This is a genomic window from Achromobacter sp. ACM02 (assembly GCF_014851605.1).
Taxonomy (GTDB): domain Bacteria; phylum Pseudomonadota; class Gammaproteobacteria; order Burkholderiales; family Burkholderiaceae_B; genus Achromobacter; species Achromobacter aegrifaciens.
This window is the reverse complement of record NZ_JACUZY010000001.1, coordinates 57,615-84,477: the sequence shown is the minus strand read 5'-3', so window position 1 is coordinate 84,477 and position 26,863 is coordinate 57,615. Positions and strand designations below refer to the sequence as shown.

The 26,863-nt window shown below is 67.6% G+C and carries 24 protein-coding genes; 7 read left to right on the top strand and 17 right to left on the bottom strand.

Annotated features, from left to right (window positions below; all coding sequences use genetic code 11):
* Positions 1-20 precede the first annotated feature (20 nt).
* The 7 genes from lpdA to IB258_RS00335 all read right to left on the bottom strand — a co-directional run bounded on the left by lpdA (position 21) and on the right by IB258_RS00335 (position 9,148).
* Positions 21-1,424 (bottom strand): dihydrolipoyl dehydrogenase, encoded by a 1,404-nt coding sequence (lpdA, locus tag IB258_RS00365; protein WP_054456575.1) that lies wholly within the window; start codon positions 1,422-1,424, stop codon positions 21-23.
* Positions 1,425-1,426: 2 nt separating this feature from the next.
* Complete coding sequence (locus IB258_RS00360) at positions 1,427-2,755, bottom strand: dihydrolipoamide acetyltransferase family protein (protein ID WP_192351971.1); 1,329 nt, start codon at positions 2,753-2,755, stop codon at positions 1,427-1,429.
* Positions 2,756-2,758: 3 nt separating this feature from the next.
* Positions 2,759-3,802 (bottom strand): alpha-ketoacid dehydrogenase subunit beta, encoded by a 1,044-nt coding sequence (locus tag IB258_RS00355; RefSeq protein WP_054456573.1) that lies wholly within the window; start codon positions 3,800-3,802, stop codon positions 2,759-2,761.
* A 2-nt stretch (positions 3,803-3,804) separates the two neighbouring features.
* Positions 3,805-5,037: a 3-methyl-2-oxobutanoate dehydrogenase (2-methylpropanoyl-transferring) subunit alpha gene (locus IB258_RS00350; protein ID WP_054456572.1), complete on the bottom strand. Its 1,233-nt coding sequence runs from the start codon at positions 5,035-5,037 to the stop codon at positions 3,805-3,807.
* 172 nt (positions 5,038-5,209) lie between these two features.
* On the bottom strand, positions 5,210-7,606 hold the full coding sequence (locus IB258_RS00345) for a TonB-dependent siderophore receptor (protein ID WP_192351970.1): 2,397 nt from the start codon (positions 7,604-7,606) through the stop codon (positions 5,210-5,212).
* Positions 7,607-7,667: 61 nt separating this feature from the next.
* The gene (locus tag IB258_RS00340; RefSeq protein WP_192351969.1) at positions 7,668-8,639 is read right to left on the bottom strand and encodes a FecR domain-containing protein; all 972 of its coding nucleotides are present in this window, start codon (positions 8,637-8,639) and stop codon (positions 7,668-7,670) included.
* Complete coding sequence (locus IB258_RS00335; protein WP_175162625.1) at positions 8,636-9,148, bottom strand: sigma-70 family RNA polymerase sigma factor; 513 nt, start codon at positions 9,146-9,148, stop codon at positions 8,636-8,638. The genes IB258_RS00340 and IB258_RS00335 overlap by 4 nt, the downstream gene beginning before the upstream one ends.
* 144 nt (positions 9,149-9,292) lie before the next feature.
* Between IB258_RS00335 and IB258_RS00330 the strand changes: the two genes are divergently transcribed.
* Entirely contained in the window at positions 9,293-9,619 is a 327-nt protein-coding gene (locus tag IB258_RS00330) for a hypothetical protein (RefSeq protein ID WP_119449127.1), read from the top strand.
* Positions 9,620-9,679: 60 nt separating this feature from the next.
* On the opposite strand, the gene IB258_RS00325 is transcribed toward IB258_RS00330, so the two are convergent.
* The 6 genes from IB258_RS00325 to cadR all read right to left on the bottom strand — a co-directional run bounded on the left by IB258_RS00325 (position 9,680) and on the right by cadR (position 14,965).
* A complete protein-coding gene (locus IB258_RS00325; RefSeq protein WP_041653427.1) occupies positions 9,680-10,273 on the bottom strand; it encodes a nitroreductase in 594 nt (197 codons plus the stop codon).
* A gap of 86 nt (positions 10,274-10,359) precedes the next feature.
* Positions 10,360-11,343: a tripartite tricarboxylate transporter substrate binding protein gene (locus tag IB258_RS00320; protein ID WP_125472185.1), complete on the bottom strand. Its 984-nt coding sequence runs from the start codon at positions 11,341-11,343 to the stop codon at positions 10,360-10,362.
* Positions 11,344-11,520: 177 nt separating this feature from the next.
* Positions 11,521-12,336 carry an enoyl-CoA hydratase gene (locus tag IB258_RS00315; RefSeq protein ID WP_192351968.1) on the bottom strand — a complete coding sequence of 272 codons (816 nt, stop codon included), beginning with the start codon at positions 12,334-12,336 and terminating at the stop codon, positions 11,521-11,523.
* Positions 12,333-13,079, bottom strand: coding sequence for a FadR/GntR family transcriptional regulator (locus IB258_RS00310; protein ID WP_054456566.1), 747 nt, complete (start codon positions 13,077-13,079; stop codon positions 12,333-12,335). The genes IB258_RS00315 and IB258_RS00310 overlap by 4 nt, the downstream gene beginning before the upstream one ends.
* An 81-nt stretch (positions 13,080-13,160) precedes the next feature.
* Complete coding sequence (locus IB258_RS00305; RefSeq protein ID WP_054456565.1) at positions 13,161-14,342, bottom strand: CaiB/BaiF CoA-transferase family protein; 1,182 nt, start codon at positions 14,340-14,342, stop codon at positions 13,161-13,163.
* 188 nt (positions 14,343-14,530) lie between these two features.
* On the bottom strand, positions 14,531-14,965 hold the full coding sequence (gene cadR, locus IB258_RS00300) for a Cd(II)/Pb(II)-responsive transcriptional regulator (protein ID WP_054456564.1): 435 nt from the start codon (positions 14,963-14,965) through the stop codon (positions 14,531-14,533).
* A gap of 133 nt (positions 14,966-15,098) precedes the next feature.
* Between cadR and IB258_RS00295 the strand changes: the two genes are divergently transcribed.
* Positions 15,099-17,507, top strand: coding sequence for a cation-translocating P-type ATPase (locus tag IB258_RS00295; protein ID WP_225590234.1), 2,409 nt, complete (start codon positions 15,099-15,101; stop codon positions 17,505-17,507).
* Positions 17,508-17,567: 60 nt separating this feature from the next.
* Here IB258_RS00295 and speG read toward each other — a convergent pair whose 3' ends face one another.
* Positions 17,568-18,152, bottom strand: coding sequence for a spermidine N1-acetyltransferase (speG, locus tag IB258_RS00290; protein ID WP_013393257.1), 585 nt, complete (start codon positions 18,150-18,152; stop codon positions 17,568-17,570).
* Positions 18,153-18,209: 57 nt separating this feature from the next.
* On the bottom strand, positions 18,210-19,124 hold the full coding sequence (locus IB258_RS00285; protein WP_119449121.1) for a LysR family transcriptional regulator: 915 nt from the start codon (positions 19,122-19,124) through the stop codon (positions 18,210-18,212).
* A gap of 195 nt (positions 19,125-19,319) precedes the next feature.
* Here IB258_RS00285 and IB258_RS00280 point away from each other — a divergent pair, with 195 nt between their 5' ends.
* From IB258_RS00280 to IB258_RS00270, 3 genes are all read left to right on the top strand, one after another.
* Positions 19,320-20,621, top strand: coding sequence for an MFS transporter (locus tag IB258_RS00280; protein WP_175162611.1), 1,302 nt, complete (start codon positions 19,320-19,322; stop codon positions 20,619-20,621).
* Positions 20,622-20,644: 23 nt separating this feature from the next.
* On the top strand, positions 20,645-22,138 hold the full coding sequence (locus IB258_RS00275; protein WP_119449119.1) for a M81 family metallopeptidase: 1,494 nt from the start codon (positions 20,645-20,647) through the stop codon (positions 22,136-22,138).
* Positions 22,139-22,202: 64 nt separating this feature from the next.
* On the top strand, positions 22,203-22,724 hold the full coding sequence (locus tag IB258_RS00270) for a 2'-5' RNA ligase family protein (RefSeq protein ID WP_054456560.1): 522 nt from the start codon (positions 22,203-22,205) through the stop codon (positions 22,722-22,724).
* A 37-nt stretch (positions 22,725-22,761) separates the two neighbouring features.
* On the opposite strand, the gene IB258_RS00265 is transcribed toward IB258_RS00270, so the two are convergent.
* Positions 22,762-23,466 carry a riboflavin synthase gene (locus tag IB258_RS00265; protein WP_054456559.1) on the bottom strand — a complete coding sequence of 235 codons (705 nt, stop codon included), beginning with the start codon at positions 23,464-23,466 and terminating at the stop codon, positions 22,762-22,764.
* Positions 23,467-23,556: 90 nt separating this feature from the next.
* Positions 23,557-24,993: an aldehyde dehydrogenase family protein gene (locus IB258_RS00260; protein ID WP_192352224.1), complete on the bottom strand. Its 1,437-nt coding sequence runs from the start codon at positions 24,991-24,993 to the stop codon at positions 23,557-23,559.
* Positions 24,994-25,238: 245 nt separating this feature from the next.
* On the opposite strand from IB258_RS00260, the gene IB258_RS00255 reads away from it, so the two are divergent.
* Together IB258_RS00255 and IB258_RS00250 are read left to right on the top strand one after the other, a co-directional pair.
* A complete protein-coding gene (locus IB258_RS00255) occupies positions 25,239-26,042 on the top strand; it encodes a FadR/GntR family transcriptional regulator (protein WP_054456557.1) in 804 nt (267 codons plus the stop codon).
* 18 nt (positions 26,043-26,060) lie between these two features.
* Positions 26,061-26,846 carry a 3-oxoacyl-ACP reductase gene (locus IB258_RS00250; protein ID WP_119449118.1) on the top strand — a complete coding sequence of 262 codons (786 nt, stop codon included), beginning with the start codon at positions 26,061-26,063 and terminating at the stop codon, positions 26,844-26,846.
* Positions 26,847-26,863 lie beyond the last annotated feature (17 nt).

The following is a 26,863-nucleotide window of genomic DNA, read 5'->3' as shown; positions in this document are numbered from 1 at the left end:
CGGCGCCTTGCCCGCGCCTCCTAGATATGCAGCGCGTGCCCCAGCGCCTTGAGCGCCGCTTCCTGCACCGCTTCGCCCAGGGTCGGATGCGCATGGATGGTGCCCGCCACGTCTTCCAGCGTGGCGCCCATTTCCAGCGACTGGCCGAAGGCCGTCGACAGCTCCGACACGCCGCGCCCCACCGCCTGCCAGCCCACGATCAGGTGGTTGTCGCGGCGCGCGACCACGCGCACGAAGCCGTCGGTGGATTCCAGCGTCATCGAACGTCCGTTGGCGGCAAAGGGGAAGGAAGCCGTCAGGCAGTCCAGTCCCGCGCTTTCCGCCTCGGCAGGCGACAGGCCCGCGACCACGACCTCGGGGTCGGTGAAGCAGACCGCCGGGATCGAGGCAGGCAGGAAGTGGCGGCGCTTGCCCGAAACCAGCTCGGCCACCATCTCGCCCTGCGCCATGGCGCGGTGCGCCAGCATGGGTTCGCCGGCGATGTCGCCGATGGCCCAGACGTCGCGCATGGAGGTGCGGCACTGGTCGTCGATGCGCAGCGCGTTGCCCTTGCGGTCGAGCTGCAGGCTTTCCAGCCCCCAGTCCTGCGTGCGCGGACGCCGTCCTACCGCGATCAGCACGCGGTCTGCCGGCAGCAGGGTTTCGACGCCCGCCGCGTCCTGCACGCGCACCGCGTTGCCGGCGCCATTCAGGCCCAGCACCTTGCGGCCCAGATGCAGCTCCACGCCCATTTTCGCCAAGGCGGCGGCCACCGGCTTGGTGAGTTCGGCGTCGTAGGTTGGCAGGATGCGGTCCTGCGCTTCCACCACGGCCACCTCGGCGCCCAGCTTGCGGTACACGGTGCCGAGTTCCAGGCCGATGTAGCCGCCGCCCACCACCACCAATTGCTTGGGAATGCTGGAAGGCGACAAGGCTTCGGTGGACGACACCACCATGCCGCCGAACGGCATGGACGGCAGCGGCGTCGGTTCGGAGCCCGCCGCCAGCAGCAGATGCTCGCACTGGATGCGGATGGCGCCGGACTCGCCGCCATCCACTTCCACGGTCTTGCCGTCCAGCAGCCGGGCCCAGCCGCGCACCACTTCCACGCCGTTCTTCTTCAACAACGCAGCAACGCCGCCGGTCAGCTTGCCGACGATGCCGTCCTTCCAGGCCACGGTCTGGGCCAGGTCGATGGCGGGCGCCGACACGGAAATACCCAGCGCCGACTTGCCCGCGTAGTGGCGCGCCTTGTCGAATTCCTCGGCCGCGTGGATCAGCGCCTTGGAGGGGATGCAGCCGATGTTCAGGCAGGTGCCGCCCAGCTGGGCGCCTTCGACCAGAATGGTCGGCACGCCCAACTGGCCGGCGCGGATGGCGGCGACGTAGCCGCCAGGGCCGCCGCCGATCACCAGCAAAGTCGTAGTCTTAGTGATCTGGCTCATGCTTACTCCACGAAAAGCAGCGCGGGTTGCTCCAGCAGCGCGCGCACCGCCTGGATGAAGCGCGCCGCGTCCATGCCGTCCACCACGCGGTGGTCGAAGGACGACGACAGGTTCATCAGCTTGCGCGCCACCACGGCGCCATTGCGGATGGCGGGCCGCTCGACGATGCGGTTCACGCCCACGATGCCGACCTCGGGATGGTTGATCACCGGCGTGGTGACGATGCCGCCCAAAGGCCCCAGGCTGGTAATGGTGATGGTCGACCCCGACAGCTCGTCGCGGCTGGCGCTGCCCGTGCGCACCGCCTCGGCCAGGCGGACGATCTCGGCCGCCATGGACCAGAGGTCGCGCGCCTCGGCGTGGCGCATGACCGGCACCATCAGGCCGCCGTCGCTTTGCGTGGCGATGCCGATGTGGACCGCGCCGTAGCGCGTGACCACGCCGCCCTCATCGTCGTAGCGCGCGTTGATCTGCGGGAAATCGCGCAGCGCCACCACCATGGCGCGCGCCAGCAGCGGCAACAGCGTGAGCTTGCCGCGCGTCGCGCCCCACTTCTGGTTGAGGCTGGCGCGCAGCTCTTCCAGCTCGGTCACGTCGATTTCCTCGACGTAGCTGAAGTGCGGAATGCGGCGCTTGGACTCGGCCATCTTCTGCGCGATCTTGCGGCGCAGGCCGATGACCGGCACGTTTTCCTCGTCGTTACGCTCGGCGTAGGCCACGCCGCCGCGGGCTTGAGCGCCCCCGCCCTGGCCTTGCAGATAGGCGTCCAGGTCTTCGTGCAGGATCCGGCCTGCCGGGCCGCTGCCGTGCACGTAGCGCAGTTCGATGCCCAGGTCCCAGGCGCGCTTGCGCACCGCCGGCGAGGCCAGCGGTTTGTCGCCGGGCTGGCGCGCGACGGCGGCGGACGCCTGGCGCGCGGGCTTGGCCGGCGCAGCGGGCGGCGCGGCCGGTTTCGCGGGTGCGGCAGCCTCAGCCTTCGGCGCTGGCGCAGGCTGCGGCGCAGACGCTGCGGCGGCAGGCTGTGCCGCAGCGGGAGCCGCAGCCGCCTTGGCCGGCGGCGCATCGGCGCCCGGCTTCAGGTTGCCCTCGCCTTCGACCTCCAGGCGGATCAGTTCACCGCCCACCGCCATGACCTGGCCCACGTCCCCGCCCAGCGCGACCACGCGGCCGACCACCGGCGCGGGAATCTCGACCGTGGCCTTGTCCGTCATGACGTCGGCCAGCGGCTGGTCCTCGGCCACCATGTCGCCGATCTTCACGTGCCAGGCGACCAGTTCCACTTCCGCGATGCCTTCGCCGATGTCGGGCATCTTGATGACATGAATACCCATCTCTCAACCCTCCATCGCGCGCTTGAACGCTTCGCCGACCCGGCGCGGGCCGGGGAAGTACGCCCATTCCTGCGCGTGGGGATACGGCGTATCCCAGCCGGTCACGCGCTCCACGGGCGCCTCCAGATGATGGAAGCAGTGTTCCTGCACCAGCGAAATCAGCTCGGCGCCGAAGCCGCAGGTGCGCGTGGCTTCGTGCACCACCACGCAGCGGCCGGTCTTCTTGACCGAGTTGACGATGGCGTCCAGGTCCAGCGGCCACAGGCTGCGCAGGTCGATGATCTCGGCGTCGATGCCGGTTTCCTCGGCGGCCGTCAGCGACACGTGCACGGTGGTGCCGTAGGTCAGCACGGTCAGCGCGTTGCCGGGGCGCACGATGGCTGCCGTATCCAGCGGCACGGTGTAGTAGCCGGTGGGCACCACGCTGCCCGGCCGTCCGGTCCAGGGCGTGACGGGCCGGTCATGGTGGCCGTCGAACGGGCCGTTGTAGAGCCGCTTGGGCTCCAGGAAGATGACCGGGTCGTCGTTCTCGATGGCCGCGATCAGCAGGCCCTTGGCGTCGTACGGGTTGGACGGCATCACCGTGCGCAGCCCGCAGACCTGCGTGAACATGGCCTCGGGGCTCTGGCTGTGCGTCTGGCCGCCGTAGATGCCGCCGCCGCAAGGCATGCGGATGGTCATGGGCGCGACGAATTCGTTGACCGAGCGGTAGCGCAGGCGCGCGGCCTCGGACACGATCTGGTCCGAAGCGGGATAGAAATAATCGGCGAACTGGATCTCGCAGACGGGACGCAGGCCGTAGGCGCCCATGCCCACCGCCACGCCGACGATGCCGCCTTCGGAGATGGGCGTGTCGAACACGCGCGAGCTGCCGTACTTGGTCTGCAGGCCTTCGGTGCAGCGGAACACGCCGCCGAAATAGCCGACGTCCTGCCCGAACACCACCACGTTGTTGTCGCGCTCCAGCATCACATCCATGGCCGAGCGCAAAGCCTGGATCATGGTCATCGGCGCAGAGGCCGGACCAGCGTTGTTATCGATAGCCATGATCAGACTCCGAGCTGCTGACGCTGCCGGCGCAGATGCTCCGGCATGTCCTTGTACACGTCTTCAAAGATGCTGGCGGCGCTGGGAACGTGGCCGTCCACCAGGGTGCCGTAGCTTTCCGCTTCCTTCTGCGCCGCCAGGATCTCGGCGTCGAGCTCGGCCTTGACGGCTTCATGCTCTTCGTCGGACCAGATGCCCAGCGAGATCAGGTGCTTCTTGAAGCGCGCGATCGGATCGCCCAGCGGGAAGTGGCTCCAGTCGTCGCCGGGGCGGTACTTGGAGGGATCGTCGGACGTGGAGTGCGGCCCGGCGCGGTAGGTCACCCATTCGATCAGGGTCGGTCCCAGATTGCTGCGGGCGCGTTCGGCGGCCCAGCGCGAGGCGGAGTAGACCGCCAGGAAATCGTTCCCGTCCACCCGCAACGAGGCGATGCCGCAGCCCACGCCGCGGCCCGCGAAGGTCGCGCCCTCGCCGCCGGCGATCGCCTGGAAGGTGGAGATGGCCCACTGGTTGTTGACCACATTCAGGATGACCGGCGCGCGGTAGACGTGGGCGAAGGTCAGCGCGGTGTGGAAGTCGGCCTCGGCGGTGGCGCCGTCGCCGATCCAGCCGGAGGCGATGCGGGTGTCACCCTTGATGGCCGAGGCCATGCCCCAGCCCACCGCCTGGATGAATTGCGTGGCCAGGTTGCCCGAGATGCTGAAAAAGCCCCGTTCGCGGTCGGAGTACATGACCGGCAATTGGCGGCCCTTGAGCGGATCGCGTTCGTTGGACATCAACTGGCACATCATGGTGACCAGCGACGCGTCGCGCGCCAGCAGGATGCTTTGCTGGCGGTAGGTCGGGAAGCACATGTCGCCCTGCTCCAGCGCCATGGCGTGGGCCGTGCCGATGGCCTCTTCGCCCAGGCTCTGCATGTAGAACGAGATCTTCTTCTTGCGCTGGGCGGTCAGCATGCGCGCATCGAACAGACGCGTCTTCAGCATGTTGCGCATGCCCGCGCGCAGCTGCTCGTGGCTGAGTTCCGGCGCCCACGGTCCGACGGCGCTGCCGTCGTCCGCGATCACCCGGACCAGGCTGTATGCCAGTCCGCCGGTATCGACCGCGGCAACATCAATGGGGGGTTTGGGCACATCGCCGGGCGGCGACAGGTGCAGGTAGGAAAAATCGGTCTTGCAACCCGGGCGCCCTGTAGGCTCCGGGACGTGCAACTTCAACGGCCCATATTGGCTCATGTATTGTCTCCACGCTTGATCGTGTCATGCGCATTCTTCTTACCAAGACACTGCCCAAGGGGGTGACCTCGGACATTGCCATCGTCGGCCGGTGCAAAGGGATGAACATGCACGACCGGCAGCCAGAGTAGCACAGGGCGCAGCCCCGAGACAGGGGCCGCGCCGGGCCTCGCTACCAGCGGTAGCTGAGAGTCGCGTAGAGCGTGCGCGGATCGCCGTAGCGGCAACCGGTGGCGCCGGCGCATGACAGGTAACCACGGTTGAACAGGTTGCGCGCGTTCACGGTCAAGGACAGGCCGCTGAACTGGGGCGAGACCGCGCCGAAGTCGTACGCGGCCATCGCGTCCACCAGGAACTGGCCCGGCACCTCCGCGGGATAGCCCGGCAGATTGGTCGAACTGGCGTAGCGCACGCCGGCGCCCAGGGTCAGCCCGGGCACGCCCGCCGCCGTCAGGTTGTAGTCGGCCCACACCGCAGCGCTATGCAGCGGCACCAGCGTGGTGCGCTGGCCGACCAGTTCGGGCAAGGTGCTGCGGATGGTGCGCGCATCGGTGTAGGCATAGCTCGCGGTCAGGTTCAGCGCCCCCAGCCGCGCCTTGGCCTCCAGTTCCAGGCCGCGCGAGCGCGCCTTGCCGGTCTGCACCGAATAGGTCGGATCCACCGGATCGGCGGTCAGGGCGTTGGTCTGCGTCAGGTCATAGACGGCAGCGCTGTATAGCATGTCGCTGCCAGGCGGCTCGTAGCGCAGACCCAATTCGTACTGCACGCCCTTGGTCGGCTTGAAGGCATTATCGGCGCGGTCCATGCCCACGGTGGGCGCGAAAGACTGGCTCACGCTCACATAAGGCGCCAGGCCCGCCGGCGCGAGGTACACCAGGCCGACCCGCCCGGTGGTGGCCGTGTCCCGCTGCCGGGTGGCGGCGCCGCTGGCATGGCTGCGCTGGTCCGTATCGGCCCAGTCCTGGCGCCCGCCCAGCACCACCACCCACTGGTCATGGATCTTGATCTGGTCCTGCAGGTAGAAGCCGATGCCGTTCGAGCGCGTCACGAAGCCGTTGTCGCGCGCGGTGTTCACCACCGGCACCGCGCCATAGACGGGATGATAGATGTCGCCCAACGGCGCCACCGTGCCCGAGTGGCGGCTGGTGTCGTAGTTGCTGCGGTAATAGTCCAGGCCTGCCAACACCGTGTGCTGCAGCCCGCCCCCCTCCAGCTTGAATTCCAGCGAGGTGTCGGCGGCGATGCCATACGAATTCTCGGTTCGGCTCACAACCCCGCGCCGCAGCGTCGTGCCATTGGGTTGCAGGCCACCGAACGACAGATAGTCCCACTCGCCGTAAGCGGTGAAGTAGCGCGCGCTCTGGCGCAGCTTGACGCGCTCGTTGAAGGCGTGCTCGAACACGTAGCCGGCGGTGTAGGTGTCAGTGTCATAGCGATCGAAGTCCGGTTCTCCGATGAACAGGTCGCGCGGGATCTGGCCGTTCAAGGTGTTGGCCGCCGGCATCGGAGCCGCGAAACGCGTGCGGATGCGCTGGTAGCTGGCCAGCAGCGTCAGCGAGGTCGCCGCGTTGGGCCGCCAGCTCAGGGCCGGCGCCAGGTAGGTGCGATCGTCGGGCACGTGATCGACCCAATTGTCGGCGTTGCGCGCCAGGCCGGTCAGGCGATAGGACCAGGTGCCATCTTCCGTCAGCGCGCCAGCGAAATCGCCCGACACCTGCCTGCGGGCGTAGCTGCCGGTCTCAAGATTCAGTTCGCGCAGGGGCTCGGTGGTCGGGCGTTTGCTGACGGTGTTGACCACCCCGCCCGGCGTGAGCTGGCCATACAGCACCGAGGCCGCGCCGCGCAACACCTCGACACGTTCCAGTCCATAGGGTTCCTGGCCGCCATCGTAGACGTTGGACTGCAGCTTGAGTCCGTCGCGCAGCAGGCCCGAATTGCCGGTGGCCACGTTGAAGCCGCGCAACATCAGGTCGTCCACCATGCGGCTGAAAGCCGGCGACTGGGCCGCCACACCCGGCGTGTAGCCCAGCGCGTCGGCGACGCTGGCGGCCTTGACGACGCGGATCTGGTCGCTGGTGACCACCGACACCGATTGCGGCGTCTCGATCAGCGGCGTGTCGGTCTTGGCGCCGGCCATGCTGCGCAGGGCCACGTAACCGTCGACGTGGCCGGTGGGCGATTCGGCCGCGGCGGTCACGCGCACGGGCTCCAGCATGGCCGCGCCGCCCTGCGGCAGGGGTTGCGCGCTGAAGGTGCCGTTGGCGGTGATCCGCAGCTCCAGCCCGCTACCCATCAGAGCCAGCCGCAAGGCCTGTTCGGCGGTGTAGACGCCGACCACGGCGGGGGCCTGGCGACCCGCCACCAACGCCGGCTCGACCGACACGGCACGGCCGCTCTGGCGCGCGATGCGGGTCAAGGTGTCGGCCAGCGGCGCAGCCGGCAGGTCGTAGCGCAGCGCGGCGGATGCGCCCGCCTGGGTGCTGGATTGCGCCTGGGCGGTGCCGGCCGGCACCGCCAGGGCAATGAGGAACGCGGCCGCCAGGCGCGGCGCGGAACGAACGGGGAACATGGAATCTCCTGCTGCAAGTGTGTGCTTCAGGAGGTATGTCCAGCGGACCCGGCGCAAGCGATCATTTTTTTTCGACTGACGGGCTGCGCAGGTCGATGCTGACCAGCCAGCCGGTCAGCGCGCGCACCTCGATCGGCAAGGTCTGGCGCAAGGACTCCAGCACCTGATCGGTGTCGTCCAGGGGAAAGGCCCCCAGCACCCGCAGCCGGGCGGCTTCGGGCGTGATACGCAGGAAACCGCGCCGGTACGGCCGCAAGGCCGACACTACCTCGCCCAGCGACCGGTCGCGCACCACCAGCATGCCGTCCCGCCAGGCTGCAGCCTCGGCCAGCGCGGCGTCCGGCGCGCCGACGCCATCCGCGCCGAAACGCGCGCCCTCGCCCGCCGCCAGGACCCGCCGCTGGCCGGCCGCGCGCACTTCGACACTGTGTTCAATCACGCTGGCGATGCTGCCCCGCTCATCGCGCGCCACCCCGAACACCGTGCCCAGGGCTTGCACCTCGCCATCGGGACTGGCGACGATGAACGGCCGTGCAGCATCGGCCGCCACCCGCACGTACACCGCGCCGGCCCGCAGCCGCAGCACGCGGGCGCGGCCGCCAAATTCCAGGTCCACCGCGGAGCGGGCGTTCAGGGTCAGCAGGCTGCCGTCCGGCAATGTGTGCGTGCTGCGCTCGGCGGTGCCGCTATGCAGATCGGCGGCCAACGTGCGCAATGGCGTCTGCCGGTCGACCAGGACAACCAGGCCCCCGGCCGCCAATGCCAGCCCCAATGCGTTGCGCAAGGCCCGACGCCGCGCCGGCGCGGTAGCCAGGGCGGCTCCTGCGGCGCGCGCCGGGACCCCGTCGGGTAACGGCGCGAACGTGTTCTTCAACGCCGCGGCGACCGTCTCCCAGGCGGCTGCGTGGCGCGGGTCGGCGCGGCGCCAGGCGTCAAAGCCGGCACGGTCGGCGTCGCCAGCCACGCCCGACGACAACAGCACCATCCAGTCGACCGCGGCCTCCAGGTCCGCCGGCAGCGTGGGCCCGCTCATGCCGCCAGGCGCGCCGCGACGCAGAGCGTGACGGCCTGTTTCATGCAGCGCCTGACGGTGATGCCCGACACGCCAAGGCGCTCGGCGATCTGCGGATACGTGAGTTCTTCCAGCTGGTTCAGCAGAAAGACCTGGCGCGTGCGCGCCGGCAGGCGTTGCAGGGCGCGGTCTATCTGCATCAGGGCCTCGACCGCCAGCGCGCGTTGTTCCTCGCTGGGCGCATGAGCCTGCGGCAGCAGTTCAAGGCTGTCGAGATAGGCCCGCTCGAGTTCGCGGCGACGCCAGAAGGTGTACAGCGTGCGCTGTGCCAGCGTGGTCAGGAAGGCGCGCGGTTCCCGGATGACCTCGGCCCGACTGCCGGTCAGCACCCGCACGAAGGTGTCGTGCGCCAGGTCGGCCGCATCGTGGCGGCAGCCCAGCCGGCGGCGCAGCCATTCCTGCAACCATGGATGATGGGCCTCGTACAGCTGGGCGGCGGTAGGCTGCGTCGGCTGCGCAGAATGGGACATGGGGGAAGGCGCGGTAGCGGGTCAATAAAAATAAGAATTATTGTTATTTATTCCCCGCCACGCAAGCGCGGCATGCGCCCCGCCTGCTCCATCCCAGGCTTGGAGCGCTCTATACTTGCCGTCCCTGATTCCCTGGAAAGCCACGTGCCCGGATCGACAGCCTCAAGATGGTTCAGCTGGACCGGCATCGTCTTCGCCGCGCTGTACCTCGCCATCGTCATCCTCTGCGTTGCCGGCGCGCTCTCGGCCGACGGCGATGACAAGGGGCGTTTCGTGCTGCTGCAGTTGCCGCTGGCGCCGCAACTGGCGCTGCTGCATGAACTGAACCTGGACCGCCTGCTGGGAGACCTGTCCTGGGTCGGCGGCTATCTGCTGATCGGGCTGCCCACGCTGGCCCTCTTCTACTTCGCGGGCTGGGGCCTGGAGAAGCTCGTGCGCGCCGCATTCCGGCCGATCCCGGGCCGGCGCTAAGCCGGAGATGCCATAAAAAAACCGGCCATGGGCCGGTTTGCTTCATCCAGGGCGGCAGACTCAGACCGGACCGGTCCACTCCGTGACGAATTCGCGGTAGTCCGGGCGGTTGGCCGGCGGTACGGCGCAAGCCGGGGTGCCGATGGCCAGAAAGCCCAGGAAACGGTAGTCCAGCGCGTCCAGGCCCAGCGCGTTCTGCACGTCTTCGACGTAGGTGCCGATGCCGGTGCTCCAGAACGCGCCGTAGCCCAGCATGTGCACGGCGTTCAGGAGGTTCATGGTGGCGGCGCCGGTGGCCAGCAGTTGTTCCTGCTCCGGGATCTTGGTGTTGTCGTGCGCAATCTTCTGCGCCACCGCGACGAAGAGAGGCACGCCGGCCATCCATTCGCGCACCGACTTTTCCTTTTCCGGCGTCATGCGCGGATCGCCGCTGCGCTTGACGGCGTCCAACGCCAGATCGGCCAGCTTGCCGATGGCCTCGCCCTGGATCACCACGAAACGCCACGGGCGCAAGGCGCCATGGTCGGGCGCCGACATCGCCGCCTGCAGGATCTGTTCGAGTTCCTCGGGCTTGGGCGCCGGGGCGCGGAGGAACTTGAAGGAACGGCGGGTATTCAGGGCGTGCAGCGGGGTGGCGGTCTGGGTCGTGGTCATCGGATCGGGCGTCAATGAGAAAGAAACACAATTCATATTACGCCACTCCGCCGCCCCAGGCCGTCATCCCCCCGGACCGCCAGAGGTCATTCGATCTGGATGCCGACCTCTTTGATGACCCCCGCCCAGCGCGTCAGCTCCGCGTTGACGAACTGGCCCAGCTCGGCCGGGCTGCTGGCGCCGGGCGTGGCGCCCTCGCCCTTGAAGCGGGTCTGCAAGGCCGGCACGGCCAGCGAGCGCGCCACCGCCTGGTTCAGCACCGCCACCACCGCATCGGGCGTGCCCTTGGGCGCCATCAACGCATTCCAGGTGTTGATCTCGTAGCCCTTGAACATCGGGTCCTCCGCCACCGTGGGCACGTCGGGCAGTTCGGCCGAACGGTCGCGGGTGGTCACGGCCAGGGCGCGCAGCGCGCCCGCGCGAACCTGCGGCAAGGCTGCCGGCAAGGTGGCGAAGCTGAACTGGGTTTCGCCGCTCATGACCGAGGAATTGGCCAGCGACCCGCCGCGGTACGGCACGTGCTGGATCTGCACCTTGGCCTCCGAGGCGAACATGGCGCCGGCCACGTGCACTGGCGAGCCATTGCCGCTGGAGGAATAGTTCAGGTCGCCCGGTTTCTCGCGCGCCAGCTTGACCAGGTCGGCCACCGACGCCACGGGCAGCTTGGGATTGGCCACCAGCACCAGCGGGATGGACGCGATCATGCTGACCGGCGTGAAGCCGCCCACCGGGTCGTAGCCCAGCGATTTCTTGTACACGACCGGATTGATGCCATGGCTGGACACGGTCGCCATGAACAAGGTGTAGCCATCCGGCGCGGCCTGCTGCACGGAGGCCGCGGCGATGTTGCCGGCGGCGCCAGCCTTGTTCTCGATGATGACGGGCTGCTTGAGCTCCTTGCTCAACTGCTCGCCCAGCGCCCGGGCCAGGATGTCCGTGGTGCCGCCGGCGGCGTAGCCCACCACGATGCGCACCGGCTGGCTTGGGTACGCCCCCTGCGCGTGCAGCGGCGCCGCGCACAGCCACGTCGCCAGGCCAGCCAGGCCTGCCCTCAGATAAACCGCTTTCATGTCTGTCTCCTCGTCGCCGCGCTTCTGCTGCGCGATCTATGGCCAGGCCGTCCCCGGTGGGATCGGTGGCCGGGTTGATCCGGTCCGCGGCGGATTCAGGACGCAAGCCTCCCCGGTCCGCGCCGGTGACGGCGCGGACCTGAAAGCCGCGTAGGGAATCCGGCCCGCGGCCGGAGATCAGGTACCGGTGAACACCGGCGCTCTCTTTTCCGCGAACGCCTTGCGGCCTTCGCGGTAGTCATTGCTTTCGAAACACTCCAGCACCAGACGGCGCATGCCTTCCACGTCGACCTCCGGTCCCAGCTGCTGAAGCTGTCGGATCATCTTCTTGCCGGCGCGCAGCGTCAGCGGGGCGTTGGCCTGGATCTGGGCCAGCATGGTTTCCAGCACCTGCGGCAGTTCGTCCACCGGCGCGACCCTGCGGATCAGGCCCAGCTCCTTGGCTTCGCGGGCGTCATAGCGCGCCGCCGTCAGGAAGATTTCCAGCGCGTTGGCCGGGCCGACCGCCGTCACCAGGTTGCGGATCGCGGTCAGGCGGTAGCCCAGGCCCAGCTTGCCTGCGGGAATCGCGAAGCTGCTGTTGTCGGAAGCGATGCGGCTGTCGCAGCACAGGGCGATGTTCAGGCCGCCGCCGATGCAATAGCCCTGGATGTACGCGATCGTGGGCTTGTCGTAGTCGTACAGCGCCAGTTGCGCGGTTTCGGCCACGCGCTCGTACTCCACCACCGCGTCTTCGCCGCTGCGCAGCTTGTCGAACTGCGAGATATTGGCGCCGCTGACGAAGGCCTTGCCGCCCGCGCCCTGCAGCACCACCGCCCGGATCTCCGGGTCCTGGCGAAAGGCTTCCAGCACTACCGGCACCGCTTCCCACATGGCGAACGATACGGCGTTGTGCCGCTGCGGATCGTTGAAAGTCAGCCAACCTATCGCGCCACGCTTCTCGGCCACGATGTTGTCGGTAATGTCGCCCTGCAGGATGCGTTGTATGGTCACGGTTGCTTTCCTTGTATGACTGTCTGGTGCCGTTGTATGCCGTTGGTCAGGTGGACGCGCATGGCAAGGCGCGCTGCCTCGCTGTCGCCGGCGACGATGGCATCGAAGATGCGGTGATGTTCGCGTTCGATTTCCGGCACGCGCTCGGTGCCGGCGCTGGTGTAGCGCAGCGTGCGCACGGCGCCGCGGAACACGTGGCGCAGGTGCGCCAACAGGCGCACGAAATAAGGGTTGTTGGTGGCCTCGCCCACGGCCATGTGGAAGTCCAGCGCGTGGTCGGCGCCGGCCTGCCAGTCATTGCCTGCCGCGTCGACCCGTTGCAGGGCCTGGCGCAGGGTTTCGATCTGTTCGGGGGTACGGTGCAGGGCCGCCTGCGCGGCCGCGCCGGATTCCAGTTCCACCCGCAGCTGGAAGATGTGCGCCAGCGGCTCGGGCTGCAGCAGGTCTTCCGGCGCGATTTCGAAATTGCGCGTGCCCACGTCCTGCGCCACGAAGGACCCCACGCCGCGCCGCGTATCCACATACCCCGACAGCTTCAGCCTCGCGATCGCCTCGCGCACCACATTGCGGCTGACGGCGAACATCTGCGCCAGTTCGAACTCGGTGGGCAGGCGCTGGCCGGGCTCGAATTCGCGCGCCACGATCTTCTGGCGGATCTGCGAAGCGATCTCGTCCGGCAGGTTGTCGGGGCGTCCCAGGCTGGAAAAGACCTGGTCGGCGGCGGCGGTGGATGGTGCGTTCATGTCTGGGCTGTCTCCGTCTGGGCCGCCGGATACGCGGGCGGCCTTGGCGGCGATTTTATGCTCGGTGCCTGGACGTATCCCTTAAATGACGCCTTCGCGGGCCAGCTGCTGCAAGTCGGCAGGCGCCAATCCCAGCATGCCGCCATAGACGTCGCCGTTGTGCTGGCCGCGTTCGGGCGCGGGCGCCATTTCCCCGGTGGTGGAACGGCTCAGGATCATGGGCTGCCCCACCACCGAAATCGGCCCCAGCGCGGGATGGCGGATCTCGCGGCTGAGCCCCAGGTGGCGCACCTGCGGATCCTCGAATGTCTGGTCCATGCCCAGGATCGGACCGCAAGGCACGCCTTCCTTGTTCATCAGCGCTATCCATTCGGCGGTGGGCCGGGTCGCGGTGCGCGCGCCGATGGCCGCGTTCAGCGCGGGTCGGTTGCGCGCCCGCAGCGGTACCGTCAGGAAGCGCTCGTCCTCGATCAGTTCCGGCAATTCCAGCACGCGGCACAGGCGCGCATAGATGTCGTTGCCCATGGCGGCGATGTTCATATAGCCGTCGCTGGTGGGGAACACGCCGGTCGGGCTGCTGGTGGGATGGTCGTTGCCGCTCTGGCCAGGCACCTCGCCGTTCATCAGCCAGCGCATCGCCTGGAAATCCATCATCCAGACCTGCGATTGCAACAGCGATGTCTGCACCCACTGCCCTTGCCCCGACACCTCGCGCTCCAGTAGCGCGATGAAGATGCCGATGGCGCAGAACAGGCCGGAGGTCAGGTCCGCCACCGGAATCCCCGCCCGCATGGGGCCGCGGCCGGGTTCGCCCGTCACCGACATCAGCCCGCCTATGCCCTGCGCGATCTGGTCCAGCCCCGGGCGTCCGGCGTAGGGGCCGTCCTGGCCGAAGCCGGACACGCTGGCGTAGACGATGCGCGGGTTCACCTGGCGCAGCGTCTCGTAGTCGATGCCCAGCTTGAACTTGACGTTGGGCCGATAGTTTTCCACCACCACGTCAGCCTGGCGCACCAGGTCCAGGAACAGCGCCCGGCCCTGCGGATGCTTCAGGTTCAGCGTGACGCTGCGCTTGTTGCGGTGGGTGTTCTGGTAGTCCGCGAACTGGGCGGAGCCGCCCGGCTTGTCGTCCTGCTCGTCGCCCGGCTCTTCGATCTTGATGACGGTGGCGCCCCAGTCCGCGAACTGGCGCACGGCGGCGGGACCCGAGCGCACTCGCGTCAGGTCCAGGACGGTGAATCGGCCCAAGGGCTTGGAATCCATGCTTGTCTGCCTCTCTGTATGGCGCCGCCTATCGTCGACCGCGGCTGCCTTGTCATTATTTGTTGGATGTTGGACATCTTACATGCTGATTTTGGACGCAACAAGACGCCGCCGCGCTTTTTGCGCGGCGGGTTTTCCCTAGGCCATCAGGCCCGTGCTCCGGGATGCCGCCCTGTCCAGGGCCGCTGTCAGCCCAGGTGCGTGTGGCGTTCCTGGCGCTCTTCGACCTGCATTTCGCTCAGGCCATGCAGGATGCCGCAGTCTTCCGTGTCGGGCCGGGCCGACAGGCAGCGCTGGCGCAATTCCGTGAGCTGGGTCTTGAGCTGGGTCAGTTCGGCGATGCGTTCATCCACGTGGGAGATGTGCTCGTCGAACAGTTCGTTGATGGGGCCGCAACCGCTCTGGTGGTTATCCGCCAGCGACAGGATGGCGCGGATCTCGTCCTGCGTCATGTCCAGCGCGCGGCAGTTGCGGATCAGGCGCAGCCGCTCCAGATGGGGCTGGCCGTAGCTGCGGTAGTTGTTCAGTCCCCTTTCCGGGGCCGGCAACAGCCCTTCTTTCTCGTAATACCTGACGGTCTCGACCGTGGTTCCGGCCGCCGTGGCCAATTCGCCGATACGCATCGCTGCCTCCCGGATCGCATCCGATTGATATAGGGGGTTGACCCTATAGTAACTCCAAGGTGTGGAATAGCGTCACCAGCTTATTTCAAGGCAGAGGACGATGTCTTTACCTCCGGTCAAAAAACACGAACATATGCCCGCCGGGCAAGGCGGCGCCTGCTGCGCGCACGACGGCTGCGACGCGCCCGCCAAGAACGCCCAGGCCCAGGCCGGACACGATCATGCGGGCCATGATCACGCGGATCACAGCCACGCGGGCCACGATCACAGCCACGACCATGCCGGCCATGACCACGCGCACGATCACAAGCACGATCGCAGCCACAAGCACGACCACGGCGGCGACGCCTGCTGCGGCCATGGCGATGGCCAGCCCTTCACCGTCTCGGGCGCCGGCGCGGCCACGCTTACCGCGGGCCCGGGCCAGTCGCTGGCGCGCCTGCGCATCGGCCAGATGGACTGCCCCACCGAGGAAACGCTGATCCGCAAAAAGCTCGACAACATGGCCGACGTCCACGCGCTGGACTTCAACCTGATGCAGCGCGTGCTGACCGTGGTGCACGCCGAAGGCGCGCTGGACCGTGTCATGGCCGCCATCAAGTCGCTGGACATGACGCCCGAGCCCCTGGCCGACAACGCTCCCGGCACGCCAGCCCCTGCCGCCAAACCGGTGAACTGGTGGCTGATCGGCGGCTCCGGCGTCCTGGCCGCGCTGTCGGAACTGTCGCATTTCGCCGGCTGGCCGCTGGGCGTCACCGCAGCCCTGGCCGTGGCCGCCATCCTGGCCTGCGGCATCAGCACCTACCGGAAGGGCTGGATCGCCGTACGCAACGGCAACCTCAACATCAATGCCCTGATGAGCATCGCCGTCACCGGCGCCGTGCTGATCGGCCAATGGCCCGAAGCGGCGATGGTGATGTTCCTGTTCAACGTGGCCGAACTGATCGAAGCCCGCTCCCTGGACCGGGCGCGCAACGCCATCCGTGGCCTGCTCGACCTGGCGCCGGAAACGGCGACCGTGCGCCAGGCCAATGGCGACTGGCTCGAAGTGCCCGCCGCCAGATTGCAGGTGGGCGATATCGTGCGGGTACGCCCGGGCGAACGCATCGCCGCCGACGGCATCATCGTCAGCGGCAGCTCGGCGGTGGACCAGTCCCCCATCACCGGCGAAAGCCTGCCCGTGGAAAAGACGCAGGACGACCCGGTCTACGCGGCCACCGTGAACGCGGCCGGCTCCTTCGAATACCGCGTCACCGCGGCCGCCGGCAACACTACGCTGGCGCGCATCATCCACGCCGTCGAACAGGCGCAAGGCGCGCGCGCGCCGACCCAGCGCTTCATCGACCGCTTCTCGCGCATCTATACGCCGGCCGTGGTGGGCATCGCGGTGCTGGTGGCGGTGCTGCCGCCGCTGTTCTGGAACCAGCCCTGGTTCGACGCCATCTACCGCGCCCTGGCGCTGCTGATCATCGCCTGCCCCTGCGCGCTGGTCATTTCCACGCCGGTCAGCATCGTCAGCGGCCTGACCGCGGCCTCGCGCCGCGGCATCCTGGTCAAGGGCGGCATGTACCTCGAAGAAGGCCGCAACCTGAAATGGCTGGCGCTGGACAAGACCGGCACCCTGACCCACGGCAAGCCGGTGCAGACCGACATCCAGGATTGGGACGTGTCCGACCAAAGCCGCCAGCCGGCCGCGCTGGTCGCCGCCAGCCTGGCCGCCCGCTCCGACCACCCGGTATCGCTGGCCGTGGCCAATGCCGCGCGCGACGCCGGCACGGCCTTGCTGGACGTGCAGGACTTCACCGCCCTGCCCGGCCGCGGCGTCAGCGCCACGCTGGACGGCGTGACCTTCCAGCTGGGCAACCGCCGTCTGATGCGCGAACTGGGCGTCTCCAGCCCCAAGCTGGAAGCGCGCCTGGACGAACTGGAACGCCAGGGCAAGAGCGCCATCGCGCTGACCGACGGCAACCGCGTGCTGGCCGTAGCCGCCGTGGCCGACACGGTCAAGCCGACCAGCGCCGCCGCCATCACGGACCTGCACGCCCTGGGCGTACGCACCCTGATGCTGACGGGCGACAACACGCCCACCGCGCAAGCCATCGCGCAACAAGTCGGCATCGACGAAGCGCGCGGCGATCAGTTGCCCGAAGACAAGCTGGCCGCCATCGAAAGCAAGCTGGCGTCTGGCGGTCGCGTCGGCATGGTGGGCGACGGCATCAACGACGCCCCCGCCCTGGCGCGCGCCGACATCGGCTTCGCCATGGGCGCGGCGGGCACCGGCACCGCCATCGAAACGGCGGACGTGGCCCTGATGGACGACGACCTGCGCAAGATCGGCACTTTCCTGCGTCTGTCCCACGCCACGCATCGCGTGCTGGTGCAGAACATCGCGCTGGCGCTGGGCATCAAGGCCGTGTTCCTGGCCCTGGCCATGACCGGCAACGCCACGCTGTGGATGGCGGTGTTCGCCGACGTGGGCGCGAGCCTGCTGGTGGTGGCGAACGGCCTGCGGCTGTTGCGGGCGGCGCCTGCGGCACACTGACGCGGAGCAGTCCGATTCCCGGTGGCGCATGCATTGCATGGCCGCCGGGAAAAGCAGGCCTCAGCCCGCCTGCTCTTCCTGCGGCCAGTCGCGCAGCACCGGCGCGTCCGGCGCGCCAGGCCCCACGTCGCGCAGATGGTCGTGCTGCAGCAGCGCCATGCGGTAGGCGTCGCGATAGCCGCCGTTGGAAAAGAACTCTTCCTTCAACAGTCCTTCGATCTGGAAGCCGCAGCGCTCATAGATGTGCACGGCGGCGGTGTTGTCCTTGTCCACCACCAGATAGACCTTGTGCAGGTTCAGCACGCGAAAGGCATAGCCCACAGCGATGCGCGTCGCCGCCTTGGCGTAGCCCCGGCCCTGATAGCTGGGCGCGATGATGATCTGGAATTCGGCGCGGCGGTGGATGTAGTCGATTTCCACCAGCTCGACCAGGCCGGCGGGCTGCCCGGTGTCGTGCTCGATGATGAAGCGCCGCTCGTTCTGGTCGTGCAAGTGGCGGTCATACAGGGCGACCAGTTCGTCGTAGGCCTCGTAAGGCTCTTCGAACCAATAACGCATGATGACGTCGTTATTGTTGATCTTGTGCACGAAGTGCAGGTCGCCACGCTCCAGGGGGCGTATTTTGATATCGGTTGTGACCGACATGGTGATACCTCCGAAAGTGCGCCCATTGTAAGCGGGCGCGGCCCGGCGCGCTGGCGCTCAGCCGCCCGAGAACGCCGGCAGGCGTTGTTCTATGCGCCGCATGACCTCATTGGCGGCGGACGACAGCGGCCGCCCCAGCCGCAGCAGCGCCTGGCATTCGGGCGCGCTCAGGATGGGATGCGCGATGGGAATCGCCACCAGTTCGCCGCTGGCCAGCTCATGATGCACGCCCAGGTTCGGCATCAGCGTCACGCCCGCTCCGGTCATCGCGTACTGCTTCAGTACGCGCAGCGAATTGGTGGTAAGGCTGGGCGTCAGATGGATGCGCTCGGTGAATTCCAGCAGGTCCACCGCCTGGCGCAGCCCGTAGGGCGCGGACATCAGCGCGAAGGGATACGGCATGATGTCGGCGATGGTCAGCGGCCCGCGCCTTGCGGCCAGGGCATGGCCGCGGCCCGCCAGCAGGCAGACCGGATGCTTGCGGCTGGCGCGGCAGCGCAGCCGCGGGTCCACCGGCGGGTTGTAGGCCAGCCCGATGTGGGCCGCGTCCGAGGCCACCGCCTCGACCACCTCATTGACCGAACCGACGTTGACGCTGATGTTGATCTGCGGATATTCGATGCAGAACGGCCCGACCACGTGTTCCATCAGGCCGTCGATAAAGCCTTCGCTGATCATCAGCTGCACGTTGCCGCGCTGCATGCCGCGCAATTCCTGCAGGCGCGCATTCAGATGCTCCTGCTGGGCGCGGCAGCCGCGGTGGTACTCCAGCAGCATATCGGCGGCCTCGGTGGGCGTCAGCCCGCGCGAGCGCCGCTCGAACAACTGCACGCCCAGTTCCTTTTCCAGCAGCTGGATCTGCCGGCTGATCACGGAGGCCGCGGTATCCAGCTTGTCGGCCGCGCCCCGTATCGAGCCGCAGGCCATGACCTCGTTGAAGTACTTCAGGCGGACCTGGCTGATTTCCTGCATATCCCGCGTTCCTGGGGCGCCTGGTGGCGCCGGTTGAAGGTGATTCAAGCGTTGCCCACAGGGCAACGATAATTTATCACCCCGGTCATTGTTCGGAACGCCCCTGTCTTCCAATAATGGCGGCCGCGGAAGCCACAGGGTTTCCGGCCCAACCCCAGCCAGCGCGGGCGCCAGACCCGCGCGAGGAGACATGCAATGCCCCATCCGACCACGCCGGGCGCGGACCCGCGCCTGGCCCCGCTCTATCGCAAGATCACGTGGCGCCTGCTGCCCTTCCTGCTGCTCTGTTACGTCTTTGCCTACCTGGACCGAATCAACATCGGCTTCGCCAAGCTCCAGATGCAGCAGGACATCGGCATTTCCGACGCCGTCTACGGCCTGGGCGCCGGCATCTTCTTCCTGGGCTACGTCATCTTCGAAGTGCCCAGCAACCTGTTGCTGACCCGCATCGGCGCTCGCCGCACGATCAGCCGCATCATGGTGCTGTGGGGCCTGACCTCGGCCTCGATGCTGTTCGTGCAGGGCGAATGGAGCTTCTACGTCCTGCGCTTCATGCTGGGCGTATTCGAAGCCGGCTTCGCGCCCGGCATGATCTTCTACCTGACCTACTGGTACTCGCAGTCGCGCATGGCCGGCGTCATGGCGGTGGTGATGCTGGCCGGCCCCATCGGCGGCATCGTCGGCGGCCCCGTGTCGGCCTGGATCATGACCGCGTTCTCGGGCGCGCACGGCCTGGACGGCTGGCAATGGATGTTCCTGCTGGAAGGCCTGCCTTGCGTACTGCTGGGCGTCATCGCGTACCGCTACCTGGACGACAAGCCGGCCGAGGCCAAGTGGCTCAGCGCCGACGAAAAAGCGCTGCTGGCGGCCGACCTGGAGACCCGCGGCACGCAGCAGAAGCACGCCTTCAAGCAGGTGCTGCGCGACCCCGTCATCTACGGCATGGCCCTGACCTATTTCTGCCTGATCTGCGGCATCTATGCCGTCAGCTTCTGGCTGCCCACGCTGCTCAAGCTGGCGGGCGTGCACGACACCATGGAGATCGGCCTGTATTCCGCCATCCCCTACATCGCCGCGGCGGTCTTCATGCTGTGGTTCGCGCGCAGCTCGGACCGCATGCAGGAACGGCGCTGGCATACGCTGATTCCGGCGCTCCTGGCCGGCGTGTCCCTGTGCATCGCCACCGCCGCGCCGACGCAATTCGCGCTATCCCTGAGCGCCATCACCCTGGCCACGGGCTTCATGTGGGCCTCCTACACGGTATTCTGGGCGATTCCTTCGCAGTACCTCAAAGGAGAGGCAGCAGCCGGCGGCATCGCCCTCATCAACAGCATCGGCCTGCTCGGCGGATTCCTCAGCCCGTCCATCATCGGCTGGTCCAAGGAAGCCACGGGCACGCTGGCTGGCGGCCTGTACGTGATCTCCGCCTTGCTGGTGGCAGGCGCCTTGCTCCTGCTGGTGAACCGTCCGCCCCGTTCCGCGCCCGCCCGCGCCTGAAGTCCAACTCACAGGAAACGATCATGCATATTCTGGTTGCTGGCTTCCAGCACGAAACCAACACCTTCGCGCCGTCGCTCGCCGCCTACGACAACTTCGTGCGCGGCGAAGGATTCCCCGCCATGGTGCGCGGCAAGGACATGCTGGCGCTGCGCGAGGTCAACATCCCCGCCGGCGGCTTCATCAACGCGGCGCTGGCCCAGGGCCATACGGTCGAGACCGTGATCTGGGCGGGCGCCAGCCCCTCGGCCCATGTAACCCGCGACGCCTACGAACGAATCGCCGGCGAAATCCTGGACGCGGCCCGCAACGGCAGCTACGACGCCGTCTACCTCGACCTGCACGGCGCCATGGTCGCCGAACACCTGGACGACGGTGAAGGCGAACTGCTGGCGCGCGTGCGCCAGATCGTCGGACCCGACGTGCCGGTGATCGCCAGCCTGGACCTGCACGCCAACGTCACCGCGCAGATGCTGCAGGAAGCCGACGGCCTGGCCGCGTTCCGCACCTATCCGCATGTGGACATGGCCGACACCGGCGAGCACGCGGCGCGCCTGCTGCAGGCCCGTATCGCGGCCGGCGACAGCTGGAGCCGCAGCGAACGCCGCCTGCCCTTCCTGATTCCGATCAACGGCATGTGCACGATGCTGCAGCCGTCCAAGGGTGTGTACGAGCTGCTGGAAAGCCTGGAGCAGACTCCGGGCGTGGCCTCCATCTCGTTCGCGCCCGGCTTTCCGGCGGCGGACTTCCCCGAGTGCGGCCCGGTGGTCTGGGCCTACGGCACCGATGCGGCAGCCGTCGAACGCGTGACCGAAACCCTGTACCAGCGCGTGCTGGAACTGGAGCCGCAATGGTCGCCCGACTTCCTCGATCCGTCCGAGGCCGTGCGCCGCGCGCAGGCGCTGGCGGCGGGCGCATCGCGCCCCGTGGTCATCGCCGACACGCAGGACAATCCGGGCGCTGGCGGCGACGCCAACACCACCGGCATGCTGCGCGCGCTGGTGCAGGCCGATGCCCAGAATGCCGCGCTGGGGCTGTTCTACGACCCCGAGGCGGTACGCCAGGCCACCGCGGCCGGCATCGGCGGCAAGGTCCGCCTGAGCCTGGGAGGCCAATCGGGCGTGGCGGGCGACTCGGCTTTCGAAGGCGAGTTCGTGGTCGAAACCCTGTCGCCCGGCAAGCTGCGCTTTGACGGGCCGATGATGAACGGTATGGACGTGGACCTGGAAGCCGTGGCCGGCCTGCGCATCGGCGGCGTGCGGGTGGTGGTCAGCGCCACCAAGTCGCAGATGCTGGACCGCAACCTGTTCCGCGTCGGCGGCGTGCAGCCCGAGGAGATGGCGATACTGGTGGTGAAGAGTTCCGTGCACTTCCGCGCGGACTTCCAGCCCATCGCCCACGAAGTGCTGGTGGCCAAGGCGCCCGGCCCGATGCAGGCCGACCCGGCCGACCTGCCCTGGACCCGGCTGCAGCCCGGCATCCGCGTGCGTCCGCAAGGCAAGCCGTTCTCTTACTGAACGCCCCGCCCCGCCGCCAGCCGGCGGGGTTTGCTTTCGCGCGGCGCAGTGGCAGACTGGAAGCATGAAAAAGCTCCACACGCTCGCCTATCCGCGCCTCGGCGCGTCGGACTCCGCGTTCATCGAGGAGTTCCGGCGCCAGCATGACGGCCAGCATCCGCTGGTGCAGGCGCACTTCACCATGGCATTCGGCTGCGCGGGCATCGACGAACAGGCCTACCAGCAGCACCTCGAAGAGGTCGCAGGCCTGCACGGCCCGATAGACTTCGTATGCCGTTACGCCATGCTGGGGGCCGACCCCGCGCACGCTTACGCGTACCTGGTTCCCGATGAAGGCCACAGCCAGCTGTCGCGGCTGCATGACGCCCTGTACCGCCAGGTGCTGGCGCCGACCTTGCGCCTGGACATTCCTTATGTGCCGCACATCACCATGGGGTCGTCCACCAACCGGGCACTGATGAAATCGCTGTGCGATGAATTGAACCGCAACGGACTTGAAATCCGCGGCACGGTCGACAAGTTGACGATGGCTGTCCTGGAAAATGGCGTGCTGACGGACCTGACTTCGGCCCGGCTTTCCGGCTGAGGGGCCAAGCGCCGCCTGCCCCGCTCGCCCCCGCTCACTACTTCAGCTTGCCCTGCGGACTGACGAAGTCTTCCAGCGTCAGCCCCTTTTCCTTCAGGATGGCTTCCAGCAGCGGCTGCAGCTTGCCCAGGCTTTCCTGCACGGTTTCGCGCACGGTATCGACCACCACCTGGGTGCTGCGTTCGATCTCGATGTTGACGAAATCGCCCACCTGCTTGTCCTCGAACACCGTCATGCGGCGGGTTTCCGGAATCAGCCAGACCTCGAACCAGCCCTCGACGCGGTTGACCTCCGATACGGTCAGGCTGGCGCCGTTGATGGCGATATAGCCCTTGGCGAAGACATACTTGCGGAATGCCTCGGGGATGCTGAAGCGCATCAGGCGGTTGGTATCGGACGACTTCACCATCACCACTTCAGAGGTGAAATCCACGTGCCCGGACAAGGGATGGCCGCCGATCTCGGCGCCGTCCTTGGCGGCCCGCTCGACGTTGGCGCGGTCGCCCTCCTGGTAGCTGCCCAGGGTGGTGATGGCCAGGCTTTGCAGCATGACGTCGAAAGTGGCCTGGTTCTCGGACAGGATTTCCGTGACGGTCAGGCAGACGCCATCGGTGGACACGCTGGCGCCGATGGCCAGGTCCACGCAAAAACCAGGGGGGAAATCCAGCGTGAAAGTGCGCAGGCCTTCGCGATCCGCGATCTTGGCGATCTTCGCGGTGCCTTGAACAATACCGGTGAACATACGGATCCTGAATGCGGGGCGGCGCCCCTGAAGCAAAACATCAACGTTAACCGATATTTTGCCAGGGGCCGGGCCGCCCGCAAGCCGGGATCAGTGGCGGATGGCGATCGTCTTCAGGGTGGTGAAGCCGTACAGCGCTTCAAAGCCCTTCTCGCGGCCATAGCCCGACTGGCGCGAACCGCCGAAAGGCAGCTCCACGCCGCCGCCAGCGCCGTAGTTGTTGATGAAGACTTGACCTGCGCGCAGCTTGCGCGCCAGGCGCAGCTGGCGGCCGCCGTCGCGGGTCCAGACGCCGGCCACCAGGCCGTACAGCGTGCCGTTGGCGATTTCCAGCGCCTCTTCCTCGGTGTCGAACATCATGGCGGCCAGCACCGGGCCGAAGACTTCTTCCTGCGCCAGGCGGCTGTTGGGCGGCACGTCGCGGAACAGCACGGGCGGTTGGTAGAAACCGGCCTCGGGCGTGCCTTCCTTCAATTTGCCGCGGGCCGCGACCTTCATGCCTTCAGCTTCGGCTTCAGCCAGGAAGCCGCGCACGCGGTCCTGCTGGCGCGCGTTGATCAGGGGGCCCACGTCCAGGTCGGCCGCGGCCGGACCGGTAACGGTGGCCGAGAACGCGTCGGACAGGCGCTTGAGCACCGTTTCGTACACGCCGCGCTGGATCAGCACGCGGCTGCCGGCCGAGCAGGTCTGGCCCGCGTTCTGGATGATGGCGGCCAGCAGCACCGGCATGGCGGCGTCCAGGTCGGCATCGTCGAACACGATCTGGGGCGACTTGCCGCCCAGTTCCAGCGTGACCGGCACGTGGTTTTCGGCGGCGGCATGCGCCACCATCTTGCCCGTCTGCGGCGAACCGGTGAACGAGATGTGGTCGATGCCCGGGTGGGCGGACAGCGCCGCGCCGGCTTCATGGCCATAACCCGTGCAGATGTTCAAGGCGCCTGCCGGCAGGCCGACCTCGGCCGCGATCTCCGCCAGCTTCAAGAGCGACAGGCAAGCGTCTTCCGCGGGCTTGACCACGCACGCGTTGCCCGCGGCCAGGGCCGCGCCGACGCTGCGGCCGAAGATCTGCAGCGGATAGTTCCAGGGCACGATGTGGCCGGTGACGCCGTGAGCTTCGCGCACCGTCAGCACGGTGAAGCCCGGGGTGTAGGGAATGGTCTCGCCATGCAGCTTGTCGACCGCGCCGGCATAGAACTCGAAGTAGCGGGCAACGGCGGCGGCGTCGGCGCGCGCCTGCTTGATGGGCTTGCCGGTGTCGGCCGATTCCAGCTGCGCCAGCTCTTCCTGACGCTCCAGCAGCGCAAAGGCGATACGCATCAAGAGGCGGCTGCGCGCAGCGGGCGCCATCTGGCCCCACTCGCCTTCAAAAGCCTCGCGCGCCGCAGTCACGGCACGGTCCACGTCCGCCGCGCCCGAACGCGCGATCGCCTCGAAGGGCTTGCCATCGGACGGGTTCAGGACGGGAATGGTTTCACCGGTGGCGGCGGCCACCCATTGGTTGGCGATAAAGTTCTTCTGAGTCACGATGTGCGGAGTAAAGTAGCGGCCGAACGGCCGGTTGCGGGGATATGGCGTCGCGCGCGGGTTGCGTTTTGGTTTCGGATCAAGGTACGGGAGCGCGCCGCAACTTGTCAATTGAATTGACAGCTTTTGTCCCAAGAGTCAGGATATTTCCCGACCACCTCGGGTAATCCCTAATAATTCAGCGGCTTAACGCCACCCCGGATTTGTCATGGTGACTGACAAGCCCGGCAATGCATGTAGGAATGACGATGAGCAATGTGCGGGATCCACAGCTGGAATCGCTGCTGCAAGCCGTGGACCGCCCCCGTCCTGAATTGGACGTGCTGGCGGAAGTGGCTTCGGGCCTGGGCTACGTGCGCGCCGAACGCTTTGCCGAGCGCGTCTACGAAAGCCTGTTCTATGCCATTGCCACCGGCAAGATCGCGCCCGGCAACAAGCTGCCAACGGAACTGGAGCTGGCCGCGCTGTTCGAGGTATCGCGACCGGTGGTGCGGCAGGCGCTGGATCGGCTGCGCGAAGACCAATTGGTGGACTCCATCCGCGGCTCTGGCACCTATGTGCGCGCAAAACCCGACCTGATGGGCGGCATGCCCGCGGTCGACCCGGCGCGCCGCGTCGGCCATATCCTGGAAGGCCTGGAACTGCGCATGGTGATCGAGCCCGAATGCGCCTACCTGGCTGCGCTGCGCCGCACCGACGAAGACCTGCGCGAAATGGACCGCATGCTGACCGGCTACGAAGAAGCCGACGCTTCCGGCGCCATCGCCCACCATCACGATTACGGATTCCACCGCGCCATCGCCGCGGCCACCAGCAACCAGCGCTTCGTGCAGGTGCTGAAATCCCTGGAGTACGACGTCAGCCACGCCGTGAACGTCATGCGCCACCTGGTCCACAGCGAACCCTGGAAGCGCACCCGCGCCGCCATCGAAGAACACCGCCACATCTACCGGCTGATCCAGGAACAGGACGCCGAAGGCGCGCGCAACGTCATGCGCGCCCATATTGAAAAAGCCCGCAGCCGCATGCTGAACAGCGGCTCGGAACATTGAGCAGGAAGCCTTAACTACATGTCATCGCAACAACGCCCCTCCCTGGACCTGAACCTGCAGCTCGTCGTCGTCACCGGCGCCAGCCGCGGCCTGGGCGCCGCCATCGCCCGCGCCTTCCTGCGCGAAGGCGCCAAGGTCGTCGTCAACTATCTGAACAGCGCCGAACGCGCGCAGGCACTGGCCGCCAGTGCGCCGGACCGCGCCATCGCGCTGCAGGCCGACGTGCGCGACCCGGCCGCCGTCGCCGCCATGTTCGCGCAAGCCGCCAAGCATTTCGGCCAGCCCGTGACCACCGTCGTCAACAACGCCCTGCCCGCCTTCCAGTTCAACGGCGATGCCCGTCCGCATGCCGGCGCGCTGGACTGGACGCAGATGAACGCGCAGCTGGAAGGCAGCGTGCGCGCCGCGCTCAACACCACGCAGGCCGCTCTGCCCGCCATGCGGACCGCTGGCGGCGGGCGCATCATCAACGTGGGCACCAACCTGGTCCAGAACCCGGTGGTGCCATACCACGACTACACCGCGGCCAAGGCTGCGCTGCTGGCCTTCACCCGCACCTTGTCGCATGAACTGGGCGCGGACGGCATCACCGTCAATATGGTGTCGGGAGGTTTGCTGCGCACCACCGACGCCTCGGCGGCCACGCCGGACGCGGTCTTCGACATGATTGCCGCGGGCACGCCGCTGCGCGAAGTCACCACGCCCGAGCAATTCGCCGACGCCGTGCTGTTCTTCGCCAGCCCCTGGTCGCGCGCGGTGACGGGCCAGAACCTGATCGTCGACGGCGGACTGGTGAAGGGTTGAGCCGCGCTGCGCCAACA